Here is a 16,873-nt window from a genome sequence, read left to right on the forward strand (position 1 = left end):
GGCGTGGGTCTCCGCCACCTCTCCCGCGGGGTCGGAGTGGCGTACCAGCGTCGCGGCGGCCCGCCCCCCCCCCGGCCCGGGGGGGGCGGACCGGGCCTGATAATTGCCAGGAGCCGGTATCCGGCCACCCGACGTGCACGGCCCCGAGGCCGTGCGGCAGGAATGGAGCCCCCATGGACGTACGGCACTTCGAGCGCATCACCGCGTTCATCGAGGCGCGCCTCACGCCGCTCTTCGCCGAGGAGACGGGCAGCGAGAACGGCTTCGGGATGGACGACACCTCCCGCGCGCTGCGGGCGCTGCGCAACGCGGTGCTGGAGGCCTCCGCGGTCAAGGGGCTCATCGAGCAGCGGGCGACGGCCGAGCCGGCCCTGCGCCGTGCGATCGACCAGTCGGTGGAGCACCACTGGGACGTCCTGCGCGGCGTCGCCCGGCAGTGGGAGGACCACGCCGACTTCGTCCGCGAGTTCAAGCGCCACGCCTGGGAGCTCGACGAGGTCCCGGCCGCCTGACGGGCCGCATTCTCCGACTTCGGACGCAAAAATACCCCGGACCATTGGCGGCCGGGGTATTCGTCTGCGTATATTAGTTGTTTCACGTCTGGATTCCACGATGACGTGAAGAAGCTTACGAGGACACTGTATCGCGTCAGGAGTGCAATTGTCAACCGAAGAATTCCGGGATGAACAGCAATTCATCACCGGGCTCTACGCGCGCCTCGACGACCTGCGCTACCAGGCCGAACGCGCCGTACAGACGGCGCTCGGCGAAGGCGGGAGCGGCTCCCAGGCTCGCCTCGAGCGCGATGTGCTGGTCGCCGAACAGTCCGGTCTGCTTTCCGCTCTGAACTCGGGCGAGAACGGTCTCTGTTTCGGCCGCCTCGAGTTCTCCGACGGACGCGACCACCACATCGGCCGCATCGGAATCAGGCAGGACGACGCGGAGCGCACGCCCCTCGTACTCGACTGGCGGGCCGAGGTGGCGCGCCCGTTCTATCTCGCCACCGGCCATTTCCCCATGGGGCTGCGCCGCCGCCGGCACATCACCACCCGCGGCCGGCAGGTCACCGGCCTGCACGACGAGATCCTCGACCTCGCCGACACCGAGCGCACCGGCTACGAGGGGGCCGACGCGGACGCGGTGCTGCTCGCCGCGCTCGACGCCGCCCGCACCGGCCGCATGCACGACATCGTGCAGACGATCCAGGCCGAGCAGGACCGCATCATCCGCTCGCCGTACCGCGGGGTACTGGTGGTGGAGGGCGGCCCCGGCACCGGGAAGACCGCGGTCGCCCTGCACCGGGCCGCGTACCTCCTCTACGCGCACCGCGAGCTGCTCGCCAAGCGCGGTGTGCTGATCGTCGGGCCCAACCCGGCGTTCCTCGGCTACATCGGCGAGGTGCTCCCGGCCCTCGGCGAGACGGGGGTGCTGCTCGCCACGATGGGCGAGCTGTTCCCCGGCATCCGGGCGACCGCCACCGAACGCCCCGGCGCCGCGGCCGTCAAGGGCCGCGCCGCGATGGCCGAGGTCCTCGCCCGCGTCGTTGGCGACCGGCAGACGCTGCCCGACACCGTGCCCCCCGGCAGCGGCGAGGAGTCCGCCGTGGTCCCCGAGCCGGCCCTGGAGATCGACCACGACGACTACGGGACGCTGCTGCTCGACCGGGGCATGGCCCACGAGGCCCGGGACCGGGCGCGCGCCACCGGGCTGCCGCACAACCTGGCCCGCCCGTACTTCGCGTTCCGGATCATCGACGCGCTGACCGCGCAGCTCGTCGACCGGCTCGGCGCGGACCCCTACGGCGGCCCCAACCTGCTGGGCCCGGACGACGTCGCGCAGCTCGGCAAGGAGATCGCGACCAGTGCCGAGGTGCACGCCGCCATCGACTCCCTGTGGCCGGCGCTCACCCCCCGGCAGCTGATCTCCGAGTTCCTGGAAGATCCCACGCATCTCCCGGCGGAGGACGCCGAGTTGATCCGCCGTGCGACGGACGACTGGACGCCGGCCGACATTCCCCTGCTCGACGAGGCCGCCGAGCTGCTCGGCGTGGACGACAGCGCGCAGCGCGCCGCCGAGGAGCGGGAGCGGCTGGAGCGGGTCGCGTACGCGCAGGGTGTGCTGGACCTGTCGCAGGGGTCGGAGTCGTACGAGTTCGAGGACACGGAGAACGAGTTCCTCGCCGCCCACGACATCATCGACGCGGAGCGCATGGCGGAGCGGCAGGAGGAGGCAGACCACCGCAGCGCGGCCGAGCGGGCCGCCGCCGACCGGACCTGGGCCTTCGGGCACGTCATCGTGGACGAGGCCCAGGAGCTGTCCGCGATGGCGTGGCGGCTGCTGATGCGGCGCTGCCCGACCCGTTCCATGACGCTGGTGGGCGACCCGGCCCAGACCGGCGACGAGGCCGGTTCCGGTTCGTGGCAGGAGATCCTGGACCCGTACGTCGCGGACCGCTGGGATTTGGTGCGGCTCGGCGTCAACTACCGTACGCCCGCGGAAATCATGGACGTCGCCGCCGCCGTGCTCCGGGCCCGGCGCCCCGATTTCGAGCCGCCGAGCTCGGTACGGTCCACCGGGCAGCGGCCCTGGGTGCGCAGGACCGACGACCTGGCCGCCGCGGTCGCCGACGCGGTACGGGAGGGGACTCCGGCCGAGGGCCGGCTGGCGGTGATCGCGCCGCGCCCGCTGCACGGGGCGCTGGCGGCCGCGCTGCCCGGCGTACGGGCGGGCGAGGGGCCGGACCTGACCCGTACGGTCGTCCTGCTGGACCCGCGCCAGGCCAAGGGGCTGGAGTTCGACACCGTGATCGTCGTGGAGCCGGCCGACCAGCAGCCGAGTGACCTCTACGTGGCCCTGACCCGCGCCACCCAGAGCCTCGGCATCATCCACACCGGCCGGCTGCCGCAGGGCCTGAGCGCCTAGTGCCGTGACCGCAGCCCCCGGTGCGGGGGCTGCGGGGCCGGGAGCGGGAGGTCAGCGGAACAGCATGGAGGCTTCCCCGGCGGCCGTGGTGACCGAGCCGGGGCACAGGAAGCTGCCGGAGACCTTGGTCGCGGTGAAGGCCTGGTTGACGTACTTGCGGGTGGCCCCGTCGCGGTTCCACACGATGTTCGTGGCCTTGAAGCGGCAGGAGATGAAGCTCTGCTTGCCCGAGATGTCGATGGCGTCGGTCTTGGCGATCGCGGCGGCGTCGTCGAACGCGAAGGCGGGGTTGTTGTTGAGCGTGGCCGTGATGCCGCCGCTGCAGGCCAGGTTGCCGGCGGGCGGGTTGATGCTGGTGCGGTCGACGGTCAAGGCGGCCGGGGGATTGGCGCTGGTGCGCGCGTTGGTCCAGCTACAGGTGTTGCCCGCGACCACGATCGTGCCGTCGACCCGCTGATCGGCGGTGGGGCCGAGGGCCGTGGCGGCGGTGGACCCACCGATGATCACCGCTGCCGCGAGGGCGGTCACGCCTGAGAGTTTCGAGAGGTTCATCCTGGTGCTCCTCGTCGTCACGTGCTTGTGGGGGAGGCGGGGCACGCAGGAAGGTCCCACAGGGACCTTGAAATGTCAGGACCATGCCAATGTCTCTCCATGTTTGGCCGAATGCCTCCGGTTCCAACCACCCCGCAACACGTCGGCCCGGGCCAGGTACCGGCGCAGGGGGGCGGTGGGATCCGTGACGCTCCCGCCGTCCGGATCGAGCAGTTCGGGCCACTCGGCCGTTCCGTCCGGACAGCGCGAGCGCAGCCGCAGCAGGCCGGGCATGCGCCGGAAGCGCCGGGTGTTCTTCCCCGAGCGCGGAATCGCGGAAGCTCGGCAACATCGGCCCCGGCGCGTTCGGTTGCCCGGGTGACGCGGGATGCACCCTAGGGGTCGTCCCGGATGCCGCGCAGGGGGCAGCTCGCCTACCGTCGCACGTGGCGCCGACCCTCCGGCCGGCCGATCCCTTCCGCGCCGGACCGGTGCGTTACGGAGGCGTAGTGAAGGCGATAGCTCAGGACCGGTACGGCTCACCCGACGTTCTGGAGTTCAGGGAGGTCGACAGGCCGGCCGTCGGCGACCACGAGGTGCTGGTACGGGTCCGCGCGGCCGCGGTCAACGCGCGCGACTGGCACCTCATGCGGGGCGACCCGTACGTGGCGCGCCTGGTGCTCGGGCTCCGCCGGCCCAAGGAGCGGATCCGGGGCACGGACTTCGCGGGGCGGGTGGAGGCGGTGGGCGAGAAGGTGACGCGGTTGCACCCCGGCGACGAGGTGTTCGGCGAGGCGGACGGAGCCTTCGCCGAGTACGTGTGCGCCCCGGAGGGCGCGGTGGCGGCGAAGCCCGCCAACCTGACCTTCGAGCAGGCGGCCGCGGTGCCGCTGGCCGGCAACACCGCGCTCATGGGCCTGCGCGACCTGGGCCGGGTGCGCCCGGGGCAGCGGGTCCTGGTCAACGGCGCCTCGGGTGGCGTGGGAACCTTCGCGGTCCAGATCGCCAAGGCGCTGGGCGCGGAAGTGACCGGCGTGTGCAGCACGAGGAACACGGACCTGGTCCGCTCCCTCGGCGCGGACCACGTCGTCGACTACACCCGGGAGGACTTCACCCGCGGCGGGCGGCGCCACGACCTCGTGTTCGACCTCGTGGGGAACCGTTCGCTGACCGACATCCGGCGCGCGCTCACCCCCACCGGTACGGTCGTCCTGTCCGGCGGGGGCGTGTCCGAAGGCGGCAGCGTGTTCGGGCCGATGGGGCTCATCCTCAAGGGGCAGGCGCTGTCACGCTTCGCGGGCGGCCACCGGCTGCTCGTCCTCACGGCGACGCCGAACAGGGAGAACCTGGACGAGCTCAGACGACTCGCCGAGGCGGGGAAGGTCAGCCCGGTCATCGACCGTACCTACCCGCTGAGCGAGGCATCCGAGGCCATCCGGTACCTCGAGGTGGAACACGCGAGGGCCAAGGTCGTCGTGACCGTCTGAACCGCCCGCCGGCTACTCGAACCGCGTGGTGTCGCCCGCCCCGCGGCGTACGATCTCGGCCTCGCCGCTGGAGAAGTCGATGACCGTGGTCGGCTTCGTGCCGCAGTCACCCGAGTCGACGACCGCGTCGACCACGTGCTCGAGCCGTTCCTTGATCTCCCAGCCGTGCGTCATCGGCTCGTCCTCGTCGGGAAGGAGCAGGGTGCTGGAGAGCAGCGGCTCACCGAGCTCGGCGAGCAGGGCCTGGGTGACGACGTGGTCCGGGATCCGTACCCCGACCGTCTTCTTCTTCGGGTGCATCAGCTGGCGCGGCACCTCCGAGGTGGCACGGAGGATGAAGGTGTAGGGACCGGGCGTGGACGCCTTGATCGCCCGGAACACGTCGTTGTCGACGTGTACGAACTGCCCCAGCTGGGCGAAGTTCTGGCACACCAGGGTGAAGTGGTGACGGTCGTCGAGCCGGCGGATCGTCCGGATCCGCGCGAGGCCGTCACGGTTGCCCAGCTGGCATCCCAGGGCGAAGCAGGAGTCCGTCGGGTACGCGATGAGCGCGCCGGAACGGATGCTGTCCGCCACATTGCTGATGGTGCGCCGCTGAGGGTTCTCGGGGTGCACGTCGAAGTACGTCGCCATCCGCCGAGACTACGGGATCGCCGCGGGCGGGGCCGATCTGCTGAACCCGGCCGCCCCGAGGCATCGGGTCCGCGCGGACCGGGCACCCAGCACGGGTGACCCCCATCACTCTGCGCGCGGCGCCGCCGGCCCTCACCCGCCCGCGCCGGGCGCTGCTCGCCGGCTCCGCGGGCAACTTCGTCGAGTGGTACGAGTTCGGCGTGTACGGCTGCTTCGCCACCGTCATCGCCGCCCACTTCTTCACCCCGGATCCGGGAGCCGGGACGGGAGCGGGCACGGGAGCGGGCACGGGAGCCGCGACGGGTGCAGGGCCGCTGGTCGCCGCGTACGCCTCCTTCGCGGTGGCCTTCTTCTTCCGCCCCGTCGGGGCCCTGCTGTTCGGCCGGCTCGGGGACCGCGTCGGGCGCCGCCCGACGCTGATCCTCGTGGTCGGCCTCATGACGCTCGCCACCACCCTGATCGGCCTGCTCCCGACCCAGGCCACCGTCGGCGCGGCCGCGCCCTGGCTGCTCACGCTGCTGCGCGTCCTGCAAGGCCTGTCCGCCGGCGGGGAGTTCGGCGGGGCCGTCGCGCTGATGACGGAGTGCGCGCCGCCCGGCCGGCGCGGCCGCTACGGCGCGTGGCAGTCCTTCACCGTCGCGCTCGGCCTGCTCTGCGGCGCGGGCGTCGCCGCGCTGCTGGGCTCGCTGCTCTCGCCGGCCGCGCTGTACGGCTGGGGCTGGCGGCTTCCGTTCCTGCTGGCCCTGCCGATGGGTGCGGCCGCGCTGTGGCTGCGTACGGGTCTGCGTACGGGGCTGGAGGAAGGGGAAGCGCCGGGTCGCGCGGCGCAGGGCGCTCCACCCGGCGCCGACGCCGCCACGGCCGTCACGGCCGCCGTGACCGTCCGGGCCATCGTGCTCGGCGTCGGGCGGATCATGGGCTGGGCCGCGGCCGGGTACACCTTCCTCGTCGTCCTGCCCTCCTACCTCCAGTCCACCCTCGGCGCGTCCTTCCGGGAGGCCCTGATCGCCACCGCCCTCGCCAACTTCGGCTTCGCCGCGTCGATGCTCCCCGCCGGAATGCTCAGCGACCGCGTCGGCCGCCGCCCCGTCATGCTCGGCGGGGCCCTGGCCGTCGTCCTGTTCGCGCTCCCGCTCCTGCACCTGCTCCAGGACCCCGACGCCTCCGCCCCCGCCAGGGCCGCCGCCGTCCTCGGCGCGGGCGCGGCGATCGGACTGCTGGCCGGCCCGGGACCCGCCATGCTCGCGGAAATGTTCCCCGCACGCGTGCGCTGCACCGGGCTCGGGGTGGCGTACGCCCTCGCCAACGCGGTGTTCTCCGGCTGCGCGGGTCTCGTCATCACCGCCGTGACCGCCGCCACGGGCGACGCCGACGTCCCCGCCTACTACGCGGCCGGCGCCTGCGCGCTGAGCACCCTCGCCCTGGCCGGCCTGCGCGGCGACGACCACCGCGGGCCGCTGCGATGAGGGTCGTCGGACTGATGTCGGGCACCTCGTACGACGCCGTGGACGCGGCGGCCGCGGAGTTGACGTTCGAGGACGGGGGCGACACGCTGCGCCTGGTCCCGCTCGGCATGGTCAGCGCCCCGTACGCGGACGACCTGCGGCGCTCGCTCGCCGCGGCCCTGCCGCCCGCGCCCACCACCATGGCCGAGGTGTGCCGGCTCGACACCCGCATCGGACAGGCCTTCGCGGAGCTCGCCGTCCGGGCCGACCGCGAACTGTGCGCAGGCCGGGCCGAGTTGGTCGCCTCACACGGGCAGACCGTGTACCACTGGGTGGCCGACGGCCACGTCCACGGCACGCTCCAGCTCGGCGCTCCCGCGTGGATCGCCGAGGCCACCGGCCGCCCGGTGGTCTCCGACTTCCGCCCCCGGGACGTCGCGGCCGGCGGCCAGGGCGCCCCGCTGGTGAGCCTGATCGACCTGATGCTGCTGCGCGGGCGCGCCGGCGTACCGGCCGCCCTGAACATCGGCGGGATCGCCAACCTCACCGCCCTGCCCGCCACGGGCGCGGCCGTGGCCTTCGACACCGGCCCGGGCAATGCCCTGCTCGACGCGGCCGTACGCGAACTCACCTCCGGGCGGCTCGCCTACGACCACGACGGCGCCCTCGCAGCCGCCGGCCGGGTGCACGAACCGCTGCTGCGCCGGCTGCTCGCGGAGCCGTACTACCGGCTGCCCGCCCCCAAGACGACCGGCAAGGAACTCTTCCACCACGGCCATCTGCGCACCGCGCTGGCGGACTTCGGCGCCCTCGCGCTGCCCGACGTCGCCGCCACCCTGACCCGGCTCACCGCCCGCACCATCGCCGACGCGTTACGCCCCTTCGCGGCCACCGAGGTCATCGCCTCGGGCGGCGGCACCCGCAACCCGGCCCTCATGTCGATGCTCCGCGAGGAACTGCCCGGGGGCACCGCGCTGGCGACCTCCGACAGCCTCGGCCTGCCCGCCGCCGCGAAGGAGGCGTACGCCTTCGCGGTCCTCGGCTTCCTGACCCTGCACGGCCTCCCGGGCACCGCCCCCGAGTGCACCGGCGCCCGCGGCCCCCGGGTCCTCGGCTCCCTCACCCCGGGCCGCCGGCCGCTCCGGCTCCCGGCCCGCCCCGCCCGCCCGCCGAACTCGCTGGTCATCGGCGGGCGGTGACCACCACGCCTGGCTCAGGCGGCGCGGTCTCCTCGAACCCCGATCCGGCCGCCGGGACCGGTTCGGTCACGGGTGGTAGAGCCGACGGGCGCGAGCGGTATCGAGGGGGGAGTCCGTGTCGAGCGCCAGGTAGTGCTCCAGCTGCCAGGCCTGTGTCCTGTCGGCTTGGCGGCTGGTGGTGGTCACCCAGGGCGGGTAGACGCGGAAGGCGCGTTTGCCCTCCGTGGCGCCGGCCGATACGACGCCCTGACGGCGGAGGGCTTCCAGGGGGAAGACGAACTGGCCGGTGTGGCGGTCGTCGCGGGTGCTGATGACGAACAGGTCGACGGGGTCCGTGACGTCGAAGGGCTGGATGGGCCCGCCCGGTGACCGCTTCCACACGGTGACGAACTGCCCGGCCTTCGTCGGGGTGGTCTTGGCCGAGCGGAAACGGACGGCGCGGCCGTCCACGGTGAACGCGTGCGCGGCGTAGGCGAGGCTCTCGGGTTCGGGTACCGGCTGCGAGCAGGTGAACCCACACGGGTCGTACACGAGCGCCTTCGCGACGGCGAGTGCCTCGTGGACGCGGACGCCGTCCGACCAGGGCTCCGTACGGGGTGGGTGGTTGATCGCAGTCATACGTCCACCCTGTCACGGCCCCCGCGGGCGGGCATCACCCGGCGTACTACCTGGGGAGTACGCCTGAAACGCTACGCCGGGGTGACGCCGGTGACGGACGGCCCCGTCTAGCGTGGCTCGTATGGAAGAGCAGCGTGAGCGCCCGGGTCCTCCGTGGCGGCGGTGGGTGGAGCACGGCGGGCGGGGGCCGGCGTGGCGGATCGTGCTGCTCGTGGCCGTCGTCGCGCAGGTCGGCTCCGGGTGGGCCGCGCAGGCGCAGAGCGGGCGCGTGGCGCTGGACTGGTTCGCGCGCCTCCTGCTGCTCCTCGGGCCGGCCCTGCTCCTGGCGCGCCACCGGTATCCGGCGGCCATGGTCTACGGGGTCAGTGCCGTCACCCTGGTGTACGTCGGCGCCGGCTACCCCTACGGCCCCGTGTTCGTCAGCCTGGCACTGGCCTGCTTCGCCGCCGTCGTCGCCGGACACCGCAGAGCCGCCTGGGGGGCCCTCGGCCTGCTCTGGGCCGGGCACCTGCTCATCGCCCACTGGCTCTACCGGTGGCTGCCGCCCGCCGGTGACGGCCCCGCGCCCTGGGGCCAGGAGCCGGCCGTCACCGCGTGGGTCCTCGCGATGCTCGCGGTCTCCGAGCTGGTCCGTGTACGCCGCGAGCAGTGGGCCCGCGAGCGGATCGAGCGGGCGGCCGCCGAGAGACGCAAGGTGGACCAGGAGCGGCTGCGCATCGCCCGTGAGCTGCACGACGTCCTCGCCCACAGCATCTCGGTGATCAACGTCCAGGCGGGCGTCGGGCTGGCCCTGCTCGACAGCGATCCGCAGCAGGCCCGTACGGCGCTCACCACCATCAAGGCGGCCAGCAAGGAGGCGCTGGGCGAGGTGCGGCAGGTCCTCGACACCCTGCGCACGCCCGGCGACGCGCCGCGCACCCCCGCACCCGGGCTCGACCGCCTTTCCGAGCTCGTCGAGCAGGCGGCCGCCGCCGGGCTCGCCGTGGAGATCACCGCCGAGGGCAAGGCCCGGGCCCTGGCGCCCGGCGCGGACCTCGCCGCCTTCCGCATCGTTCAGGAGGCGCTGACCAATGTCGTACGGCACTCCGGGTCGCGCGTCGCCCGCGTCCGCCTCACCTGGCGGCCGGACTCCCTGGTACTGCGCGTGGACGACGACGGCCCGGCCACCGGCAGCGCGGCGGGCGGCAGTGGAAACGGCCTGGTCGGCATGCGCGAGCGCGCCGCCGCGCTGGGTGGCGGCATCGAGGCCGGGCCGCGCCCGGACGGCGGCTACCGCGTGGACGCGCGGATCCCGCTGAAGGCCGCCCCGCTCCAGGAGGACCCGTGATCCGAGTGCTGCTCGCCGACGACCAACTGCTCGTCAGGGCCGGGTTCCGGGCGCTGCTCGACGCCCAGCCCGACATCGAGGTGGTGGGCGAGGCCGGTAACGGCGAGGAGACCCTTCGGCTCGTGCGGGAACTGCGCCCGGACGTGGTCCTCATGGACATCCGCATGCCGGTGCTCGACGGCCTCGCCGCGACCCGCCGGATCACCGACGACGCGGCTCTGGCCGAGGTGCGGGTGGTCATGCTCACCACCTTCGAGCTCGACGAGTACGTCTTCGAGGCGATCCGCTCCGGCGCCTCCGGCTTCCTGGTCAAGGACACCGAACCGGAGGAGCTGGTGCGCGCGGTCCGCGCGGTGGTCGAGGGCGACGCGCTGCTCTCGCCTGGTGTCACGCGCCGCCTGATCGCGGAGTTCGCCGCCCGTTCCAGGAAACCGGCCGCCGTCGAGGGCCTGGACCGGCTCACCGATCGCGAGCGCGAGGTGATGGCCCTGGTGGGGCTCGGCCTGACCAATGAGGAGATCGCGCGCCGCCTGGTCGTCAGCCCGCTCACCGCGAAGACCCACGTCAGCCGGACCATGGTCAAGCTGGGCGCCCGGGACCGGGCGCAGCTGGTGGTCCTGGCCTACGAGTCTGGGCTGGTACGGCCCGGCTGGCTCGGCTGACGGGCCGTAGTCGGCTGACGGCGGCTCGGCTGACACCGTACGCAAGGCCGTGCACGGGCCCGCGCGTGACGCCGTACTCCCGGGGAAGTACCCGCGGTGCAGCCGGCCGTACGACGACGGGACCCCCTCGCGGAGCGATTCTCGAGGTGTGGCGAAACGTCCACACCCGCGAACCTCCGAGGAGCTGAACCGCGATGAACACCCTCACCACCCTCGCGTACGACGGGCCCGGCCCGTGGATCCTGTTCTTCCCGCTGATCTGGGCGGCGGTCGTGGTCTTCGCCGTGACCGTGCTGCGCCGCACCGTGTGGCGGGCCCGCCGGGCGCCGTGGCAGTCCCGGGTCGGCGGCGCGGCCCACGGCGAGCAGTCGCCGATCGCGGTCCTGGGCCGGCGCTTCGCCTCCGGCGAGATCGACGAGGACGAGTACTGGCGGCGGCTCTCCGTCCTGGACGAGCAGTTCGGCCGCTCCCTCAAGGACGGCCCCGCATGAACACCGTCACCCTCACCCCGCCGTCTGCGATCGGCCGCAGGCGGCGGCCAGCCGGGCCAGGGTGATGCGCATCCCGGCCCGGTTGACCTCGACGCGGCGCTCGGGCCGGGTCCCGGCGAAGACCGCGCCGAGCAGATCGGCCAGCCCGGCGCCGCGGCCGGTCCGCAGGTCCTGCCAGGTCTCGGTGACGCGGGTGCCGTCGCCCTCCGGCTCGAAGCGGTATCCCCAACGGGCGATCGGGAGACCGAAGATGCCGACGTCGAAGCCGAACTCGCCCGTCCAGGCCGGTGCCTGCGGTGCGCGCAGCACCGTGATCCTGCCCATCGTGAACCATACGAAGAGCCCCCGCCGATTGAACCCGATGAACCGGGCACCCGGGCGGTCCGCCGACCGGGGCAACCACACCCGCCGGCACTCCGGGCTCCAACGGCCCATGTTCCGCAGGTCGGACACCACCCGGTGGACGTCCGCCGGGGCGGCGTCCACCATGATCTGCTCCTCGAGGAGCCGCTCGCGCTGCGTCACCGGTGTCAGCCGCTCGGGTGGGTGGCGAAAGGCCGGCAGTGCGTACAGGTGATCGTCGACATGGGAGGAGTGTAGGCACCGCCGCCCACGGGCGGCAGCGGCCGCTGGAAACCCGGCGGCGGCGGTGGGGGAGCGGTGCGTAAGCTCCCGATCATGGTGAGGTTGGAGCGGCTCCGGGCCGGACACGCGCAATCCCTGCTGGCCTTCGAGCGGGAGAACAGGGAGTTCTTCGCGCGCAGCGTGCCGGACCGCGGGGACGCCTATTTCGCGGAGTTCGCCGCCCGCCACCAGGCGCTGCTCGACGAACAGGACTGCGGCACGATCCACTTCCACCTCGTCCTGGACGAGCGGGGAGCGCTCGTCGGCCGCGCCAACCTGGTGGATGTGCAAGACGGCACGGCCGAAGTCGGCTACCGCGTCGGCGCGCGAGCCGCCGGGCGGGGCGTCGCGACGGCGGCCGTCGCGGAGCTGTGCCGGCTGGCGGCCGCCTCGTACGGGCTCTCGTCGCTGACCGCGGTGACCACACTGGACAATCCGGCCTCCGCGGCCGTGCTCCGGAAGAACCGTTTCGGCGCGGTGGAGGAGATCACCCTCGACGGGCAGCCCGGCGTCCGTTACCTGCGCCGGCTCGGCGGCTCCGACCCGGTGGGGTGACTCAGCCAGCCAGACCGGTGCCGCAGCGGGCGCAGTAGCGGGCGTCGCCGTCGGTGGCGAGTCGGCCGCATTCGGCGCAGACGCGGTTCAGCAGGCAGGGCGGTTCGCCGCCGTCGGCCTGGAGCGCCGGGCTGATGGTCAGCGGCGGGCGACGGCGGTGGGCGGTGGTGTACGTGAGCCCCTCGCCGCCCGCCCGCACGGAACGGGTGGTGCCCGCGGGCAGCCAGGCCAGCGAGCCGGGGGTGAGGGCCCAGGTGGCGGCCGGCGTGCGGAGTTCGCCGGTGCCGGCGACCACGACGAGCAGGACGCCGAGGACGTTCTCGGTGTGTTCGCCGATCTCCGCACCGGGAGCCAGGTGCACCAGGTTGGCATCCAGGTCCCGCGTGCGGTCGGCCAGCGCCCACACGACGCCGATCCGCCCGTCTCCCAGGGGTGCGGAGTGTGGCGGGGCGACGAACACCGGAGCCGCGGGATCGGGGGTGCTCATGAGGACTCCAGTGGTCGGGCGGGTGCGTCGGGCGGATGCGTCGGGCGGGTGCGTCGGCGGGTGCGTGGGGAAGGTGCGCTGGTCGGGGCGTTCGCCGGGTGCGGTGCGGGGTGAGCCTCCCACAATGCGACGGGCGCGCGCCGTTGCCGATGGCCCTGCTTGATCGTTTGGCCTGCTGACGGGACAGGACAGGACGGGACCGTCGGGTCGGGTCAGCCATCGATACGCGAGGCGAGTGGTCGGGTTGCGAGTTGCACGCAGGACGGTTCTGCAGGCGGCTTCGGCCGGCGCCCTGACGGCGCTGATCGACAGCTCCCCGGCGCTGGCCGCTTCAGGCCCAGGCCCAGCCTCAGGTCCAGGCCCCGCCCCAGGCCCGGCCTCAGGTCCCGTTCCCGCGCCCCCGGCCGGGGAACTGGTCCGGCTCCGGTTCACCCGCGCGACCAACGGCGCCGCGACCGCCACCGCGAGCGGCGACCGGATCGTGGCCGAGGTGCAGAATGTCCTGTGGTCCCTGCCCCCCGACGGTTCGCCCGCCACCGCGCTGACCCCGCCCGACCTGGAGCCCGGCCGCCCGGTGTTCTCCCCGGACGGCCGCCGGGTCGCGATGAGCGCGTACCGCGGCGGCGCCTTCCACATCTGGGTGATGCGCGCGGACGGCTCCGCCCTGCGCCGGCTCACCGACGGCCCCTTCGACCACCGCGCCCCGTCCTGGTCGCCCGACGGCCGTAGCATCGCCTTCTGCTCCGAGCGCGGCGGCGACCCGGTCGCGGGCAGCCCGTACCGAATCTGGACGGTCAACGTCTCCGACGGCCGGATCCGCCGGCTCACGGGCCTGCCCGGGCAGTCCGGCCCCGCGCAGGAGGGCCCCGACGGCCGGCCCGCCGCCTGGGAGGACTTCGACCCCGTCTGGTCGGCGGACGGCTCCCGCGTGCTCTTCGTCCGCGCCGCCCTCAGCGGCGAGACCCTGACGGGCCGGATCCTCGCCTCCGTCGCCGCGGACGCGCACGGCCCCGTACGGACCGAACACACCGCCACCACCGGCAGCCTGCTGGCCCCGGCGATCTCCCCGGCGGGGCGCACCGCCTGGCTGTCCGCCGCTCCCGGCCCCCGCAAGGCCGAGGTCCTCGGCCTGTACGCAGACGGCCGCCCGGTCGCTCTCGACGGCGACCTCGCGCCCGCGCCCCCGCGCTGGCTCGGCGACGACCGGCTGCTCATCACCCTCGACGGCCGCTTCCGGGTGATCCGCCCGCACCGCGACACCACCGGCCGCGAGATCGGGCTCGATGCCACGTTGGAGACGGTCCGGCCCCGCTACCAGGTCAAGCCGTACGTCCTGGAGGCGGAGCGCAGCCGCCCCGTCCGCGGCATCCACCTGCCCAGCCTCTCGCCCGACGGCCGCAGCGTGGCCTTCGCCGCGCTGAACGCCCTGTGGGTCGCGCCCGTCACCGGGGGAGCTCCGCGCAGGATCGCCCAGGCACCCGCCACGGCCTACGTCCAGGGCCCGGTGTGGACCCCCGACGGCCGGGCCTTGGTCTACACCGACGACCGCGACGGGCTGAACACCGTACGCCGCCGGGAACTCGCCGACGGCCGCGAGAGCGTCCTCTCCCCGGGCGGCCGCGTCTACGGCTCGCTCTCGCCCGACGGCCGCCGGCTCGCCGCCCTCGACCTCGCCGGGCAGCTCCTCGTACGGGACCTCGCGACGGGCGCGGACACCCCCCTGGCCGCGGCCCTCGGGGGTGGCGGCCTGCCCGGTCCGCCGAGTTGGTCGCCCGACGGACGCCACGTCGCCCTGTGCGACCGCAACCGCCTGAGCCGGCGCTTTCGCGAGGGCCACAACCTCATCCGCATCGTCGACACCACCACCGGCGAGGCCCGCCTGTACGCACTAGCCCCGCACGCCTCGCTCTCGGACCGCTATGCCTCGGGCCCCGTCTGGTCGCCCGACGGCCGCTTCCTGGCCTGCGTGTCCGAGTCGGCCCTGTGGCTGCTGCCCGTCACCCCCGACGGCGCCCCCGCCGGCGAGGCCCGCCTGCTGAGCGACGAGCCCGCCGACCACCCGTCGTGGTCCGCCGACTCGCGCACCCTGCTCTACCAGTCCTGCGCCCGGTTGCGCCTGCTCACCCTCGACGACTCCGGCGAGGCCGCCGCGGCGCCGCGGACCGTACCGCTGGCCCTGACCTACCGCCGCCCCACCCCCGTCGACACCGTCGTGCACGCCGGGCTCCTGTGGGACGCCACCGGCGCCCCGCCCCGCGCCGACGTCGACATCCTCCTCAGCGGCGGCCGGATCACCGCCGTCGAGCCCCACCGTGCCGGGCGCCGCGCCGCGCGCACCGTCGACGCCTCCGCGGGCACCGTCCTGCCGGGGCTCTGGGACGCGCACGTGCACCCGTACCCGTACACGTACGGAGCCCGCCAGGGCGTGCTGCACCTGGCGTACGGGGTGACGACCGCCGTCTCCCTCGGCGGATCCGCGTACGAACAGGCCCGGCTGCGGGAGGACATCCGGGCCGGCCGGCTCGCCGCACCGCGGCTGCTGGCCGGGGGCGAACTGCTCGACGGTTCCCGCGTCGCCTACAGCATGGGGCGCGCCCACCGCACCCGCGCGGGATTCGCCCGCTCGCTCGCCCGGGCCGCGGCGCTGGACTGGGACTTCGTCAAGACGTACGTCCGCGCCCCGTACGCGTACATGGAGGACGCCGCCCGCTTCGCCCACGACCGGCTCGGGGTCCTGGCCGGGTCCCACCTGTGCGCCTCCGGGATCCAGGCCGGCCAGGACCTGACGACGCATCTCGTGGCGACCGAGCGCGCGGAGTACGGGCACGGTGCGACCCCGAGCGGGCACACGTACCAGGACACCGTCGAGGTCTACACGCGCGGCGGCTTCGACCTCATCGCCACCCCCTTCACCGCCCTGCCGCTGATCGGCGACGATCCGGCGGTCGCCGCCGACCCGCGGGTCACGGACCTGATGCCGCCGTGGGACGTGGCCGCGGTACGGGCGGCGGCCGCGCAGGCGCCGACCGCCGAGCAGAGTGCCGCCCTGGAACGGGAGGTCGGCGTCTACCGGCGGATCCTCGCGGGCGGCGGCAGGCTGGCGCTGGGCACCGACGCGCCGCTCACCCCGGTGGGCCTCCACCTCCACCTGTCCCTGCGGGCCCTGCACCGCCACGGCCTCACCCCGGCCGAAGCCCTGACCACCGCGACCCGTACCCCGGCCCGGGTCTTCGGGGTCGCGGACCGGCTCGGCACGGTCGAGCCCGGCAAGATCGCCGACCTCACCCTCGTCGACGGCGACCCCTTCACCGACTTCGCCGACCTGATCCGGGTACGCGGGAGCATCCGCGGCGGAACCCTGTGGGAACGCGCGGACCTCGAGCGCGCCTTCACCGCTCCCGCGGAGCCCGGCACACCGCCCGAGAGCTGGCGCGGCGTCCTGCACCAGATGCTCCGCGACGGCTGCTGCAGCAGCCCCGACTGACCACCACCGGGGGAAGGGGCCGGGGCGGTGCGGCCTACGATGTGCGCATGAGCGCAAGCACGCATCCGGCAGGTGCGCACGGTTCGCAGGAACAGGACGAGCGGTTGGCCGCCGCGGTGTCGGTCCTGGCGCTGCTCGCCGACGCCACCCGGCTCGCGCTGCTCGACGAGCTCGGCCGGGGCGAGGCCGACGTCACGACCCTCACCGAGGCGTGCGGGGCGGCCCGTCCTTCCGTCAGCCAGCACCTCGCCAAGCTCCGGCTGGCCGGCCTGGTCGCCACCCGCAAGGACGGGCGCCGCGTCGTGTACGCGCTGCGCCACGGGCATCTGCGGCGCCTGGTGGACGAGGCCCTGAACGTGGCCGACCACCAGCTCGGTTCGCTGCCGCCCCACGACTGATCCCTCCCGC

The 16,873-nt window shown here is 74.1% G+C and carries 16 protein-coding genes; 11 read left to right on the top strand and 5 right to left on the bottom strand.

From position 1 onward, the window contains the following. Positions 1-173: 173 nt before the first annotated feature. Both ACFWBF_RS08360 and ACFWBF_RS08365 read left to right on the top strand, forming a co-directional pair. A complete protein-coding gene (locus tag ACFWBF_RS08360; protein WP_385597124.1) occupies positions 174-512 on the top strand; it encodes a hypothetical protein in 339 nt (112 codons plus the stop codon). A 148-nt stretch (positions 513-660) separates the two neighbouring features. Then, positions 661-2,922, top strand: a complete 2,262-nt coding sequence (locus ACFWBF_RS08365; RefSeq protein ID WP_385597125.1) for a HelD family protein — start codon at positions 661-663, stop codon at positions 2,920-2,922. Between the two features lie 51 nt (positions 2,923-2,973). On the opposite strand, the gene ACFWBF_RS08370 is transcribed toward ACFWBF_RS08365, so the two are convergent. Next, a complete protein-coding gene (locus ACFWBF_RS08370) occupies positions 2,974-3,474 on the bottom strand; it encodes a hypothetical protein (protein WP_385597128.1) in 501 nt (166 codons plus the stop codon). 488 nt (positions 3,475-3,962) lie between these two features. Between ACFWBF_RS08370 and ACFWBF_RS08375 the strand changes: the two genes are divergently transcribed. Beyond that, a complete protein-coding gene (locus ACFWBF_RS08375) occupies positions 3,963-4,940 on the top strand; it encodes an NAD(P)-dependent alcohol dehydrogenase (RefSeq protein WP_385597131.1) in 978 nt (325 codons plus the stop codon). Between the two features lie 12 nt (positions 4,941-4,952). On the opposite strand, the gene ACFWBF_RS08380 is transcribed toward ACFWBF_RS08375, so the two are convergent. Beyond that, complete coding sequence (locus ACFWBF_RS08380) at positions 4,953-5,573, bottom strand: L-threonylcarbamoyladenylate synthase (RefSeq protein WP_385597134.1); 621 nt, start codon at positions 5,571-5,573, stop codon at positions 4,953-4,955. A gap of 104 nt (positions 5,574-5,677) precedes the next feature. Here ACFWBF_RS08380 and ACFWBF_RS08385 point away from each other — a divergent pair, with 104 nt between their 5' ends. Both ACFWBF_RS08385 and ACFWBF_RS08390 read left to right on the top strand, forming a co-directional pair. Next, positions 5,678-7,039: an MFS transporter gene (locus ACFWBF_RS08385; RefSeq protein WP_385597402.1), complete on the top strand. Its 1,362-nt coding sequence runs from the start codon at positions 5,678-5,680 to the stop codon at positions 7,037-7,039. Then, complete coding sequence (locus tag ACFWBF_RS08390; protein ID WP_385597136.1) at positions 7,036-8,217, top strand: anhydro-N-acetylmuramic acid kinase; 1,182 nt, start codon at positions 7,036-7,038, stop codon at positions 8,215-8,217. Before ACFWBF_RS08385 ends, ACFWBF_RS08390 begins: the two co-directional genes overlap by 4 nt. Before the next feature lie 66 nt (positions 8,218-8,283). Here the strand turns inward: ACFWBF_RS08390 and ACFWBF_RS08395 are convergent, their stop codons facing one another. Then, positions 8,284-8,835 carry a MepB family protein gene (locus tag ACFWBF_RS08395; protein WP_385597139.1) on the bottom strand — a complete coding sequence of 184 codons (552 nt, stop codon included), beginning with the start codon at positions 8,833-8,835 and terminating at the stop codon, positions 8,284-8,286. Positions 8,836-8,956: 121 nt separating this feature from the next. Between ACFWBF_RS08395 and ACFWBF_RS08400 the strand changes: the two genes are divergently transcribed. From ACFWBF_RS08400 to ACFWBF_RS08410, 3 genes are all read left to right on the top strand, one after another. After that, the gene (locus ACFWBF_RS08400) at positions 8,957-10,162 is read left to right on the top strand and encodes a sensor histidine kinase (RefSeq protein WP_385597141.1); all 1,206 of its coding nucleotides are present in this window, start codon (positions 8,957-8,959) and stop codon (positions 10,160-10,162) included. Next, positions 10,159-10,824: a response regulator gene (locus ACFWBF_RS08405; protein WP_385597144.1), complete on the top strand. Its 666-nt coding sequence runs from the start codon at positions 10,159-10,161 to the stop codon at positions 10,822-10,824. The genes ACFWBF_RS08400 and ACFWBF_RS08405 overlap by 4 nt, the downstream gene beginning before the upstream one ends. Before the next feature lie 194 nt (positions 10,825-11,018). Continuing rightward, complete coding sequence (locus ACFWBF_RS08410; RefSeq protein ID WP_385597147.1) at positions 11,019-11,315, top strand: SHOCT domain-containing protein; 297 nt, start codon at positions 11,019-11,021, stop codon at positions 11,313-11,315. Positions 11,316-11,327: 12 nt separating this feature from the next. Here ACFWBF_RS08410 and ACFWBF_RS08415 read toward each other — a convergent pair whose 3' ends face one another. Next, complete coding sequence (locus tag ACFWBF_RS08415) at positions 11,328-11,840, bottom strand: SRPBCC family protein (protein WP_385597149.1); 513 nt, start codon at positions 11,838-11,840, stop codon at positions 11,328-11,330. A gap of 153 nt (positions 11,841-11,993) precedes the next feature. Here ACFWBF_RS08415 and ACFWBF_RS08420 point away from each other — a divergent pair, with 153 nt between their 5' ends. Then, entirely contained in the window at positions 11,994-12,494 is a 501-nt protein-coding gene (locus ACFWBF_RS08420) for a GNAT family N-acetyltransferase (RefSeq protein ID WP_385597152.1), read from the top strand. A 1-nt stretch (position 12,495) separates the two neighbouring features. On the opposite strand, the gene ACFWBF_RS08425 is transcribed toward ACFWBF_RS08420, so the two are convergent. Further along, positions 12,496-12,981, bottom strand: coding sequence for a hypothetical protein (locus tag ACFWBF_RS08425; RefSeq protein ID WP_385597155.1), 486 nt, complete (start codon positions 12,979-12,981; stop codon positions 12,496-12,498). Between the two features lie 304 nt (positions 12,982-13,285). Between ACFWBF_RS08425 and ACFWBF_RS08430 the strand changes: the two genes are divergently transcribed. Both ACFWBF_RS08430 and ACFWBF_RS08435 read left to right on the top strand, forming a co-directional pair. Further along, entirely contained in the window at positions 13,286-16,465 is a 3,180-nt protein-coding gene (locus tag ACFWBF_RS08430; RefSeq protein ID WP_385597404.1) for an amidohydrolase family protein, read from the top strand. A gap of 47 nt (positions 16,466-16,512) precedes the next feature. Continuing rightward, positions 16,513-16,863, top strand: coding sequence for an ArsR/SmtB family transcription factor (locus tag ACFWBF_RS08435; RefSeq protein WP_385597158.1), 351 nt, complete (start codon positions 16,513-16,515; stop codon positions 16,861-16,863). Positions 16,864-16,873 lie beyond the last annotated feature (10 nt).

The sequence above is a fragment of the Streptomyces sp. NPDC060028 genome (genome assembly GCF_042736725.1).
In the GTDB taxonomy this organism is placed as follows: Bacteria; Actinomycetota; Actinomycetes; order Streptomycetales; family Streptomycetaceae; genus Streptomyces.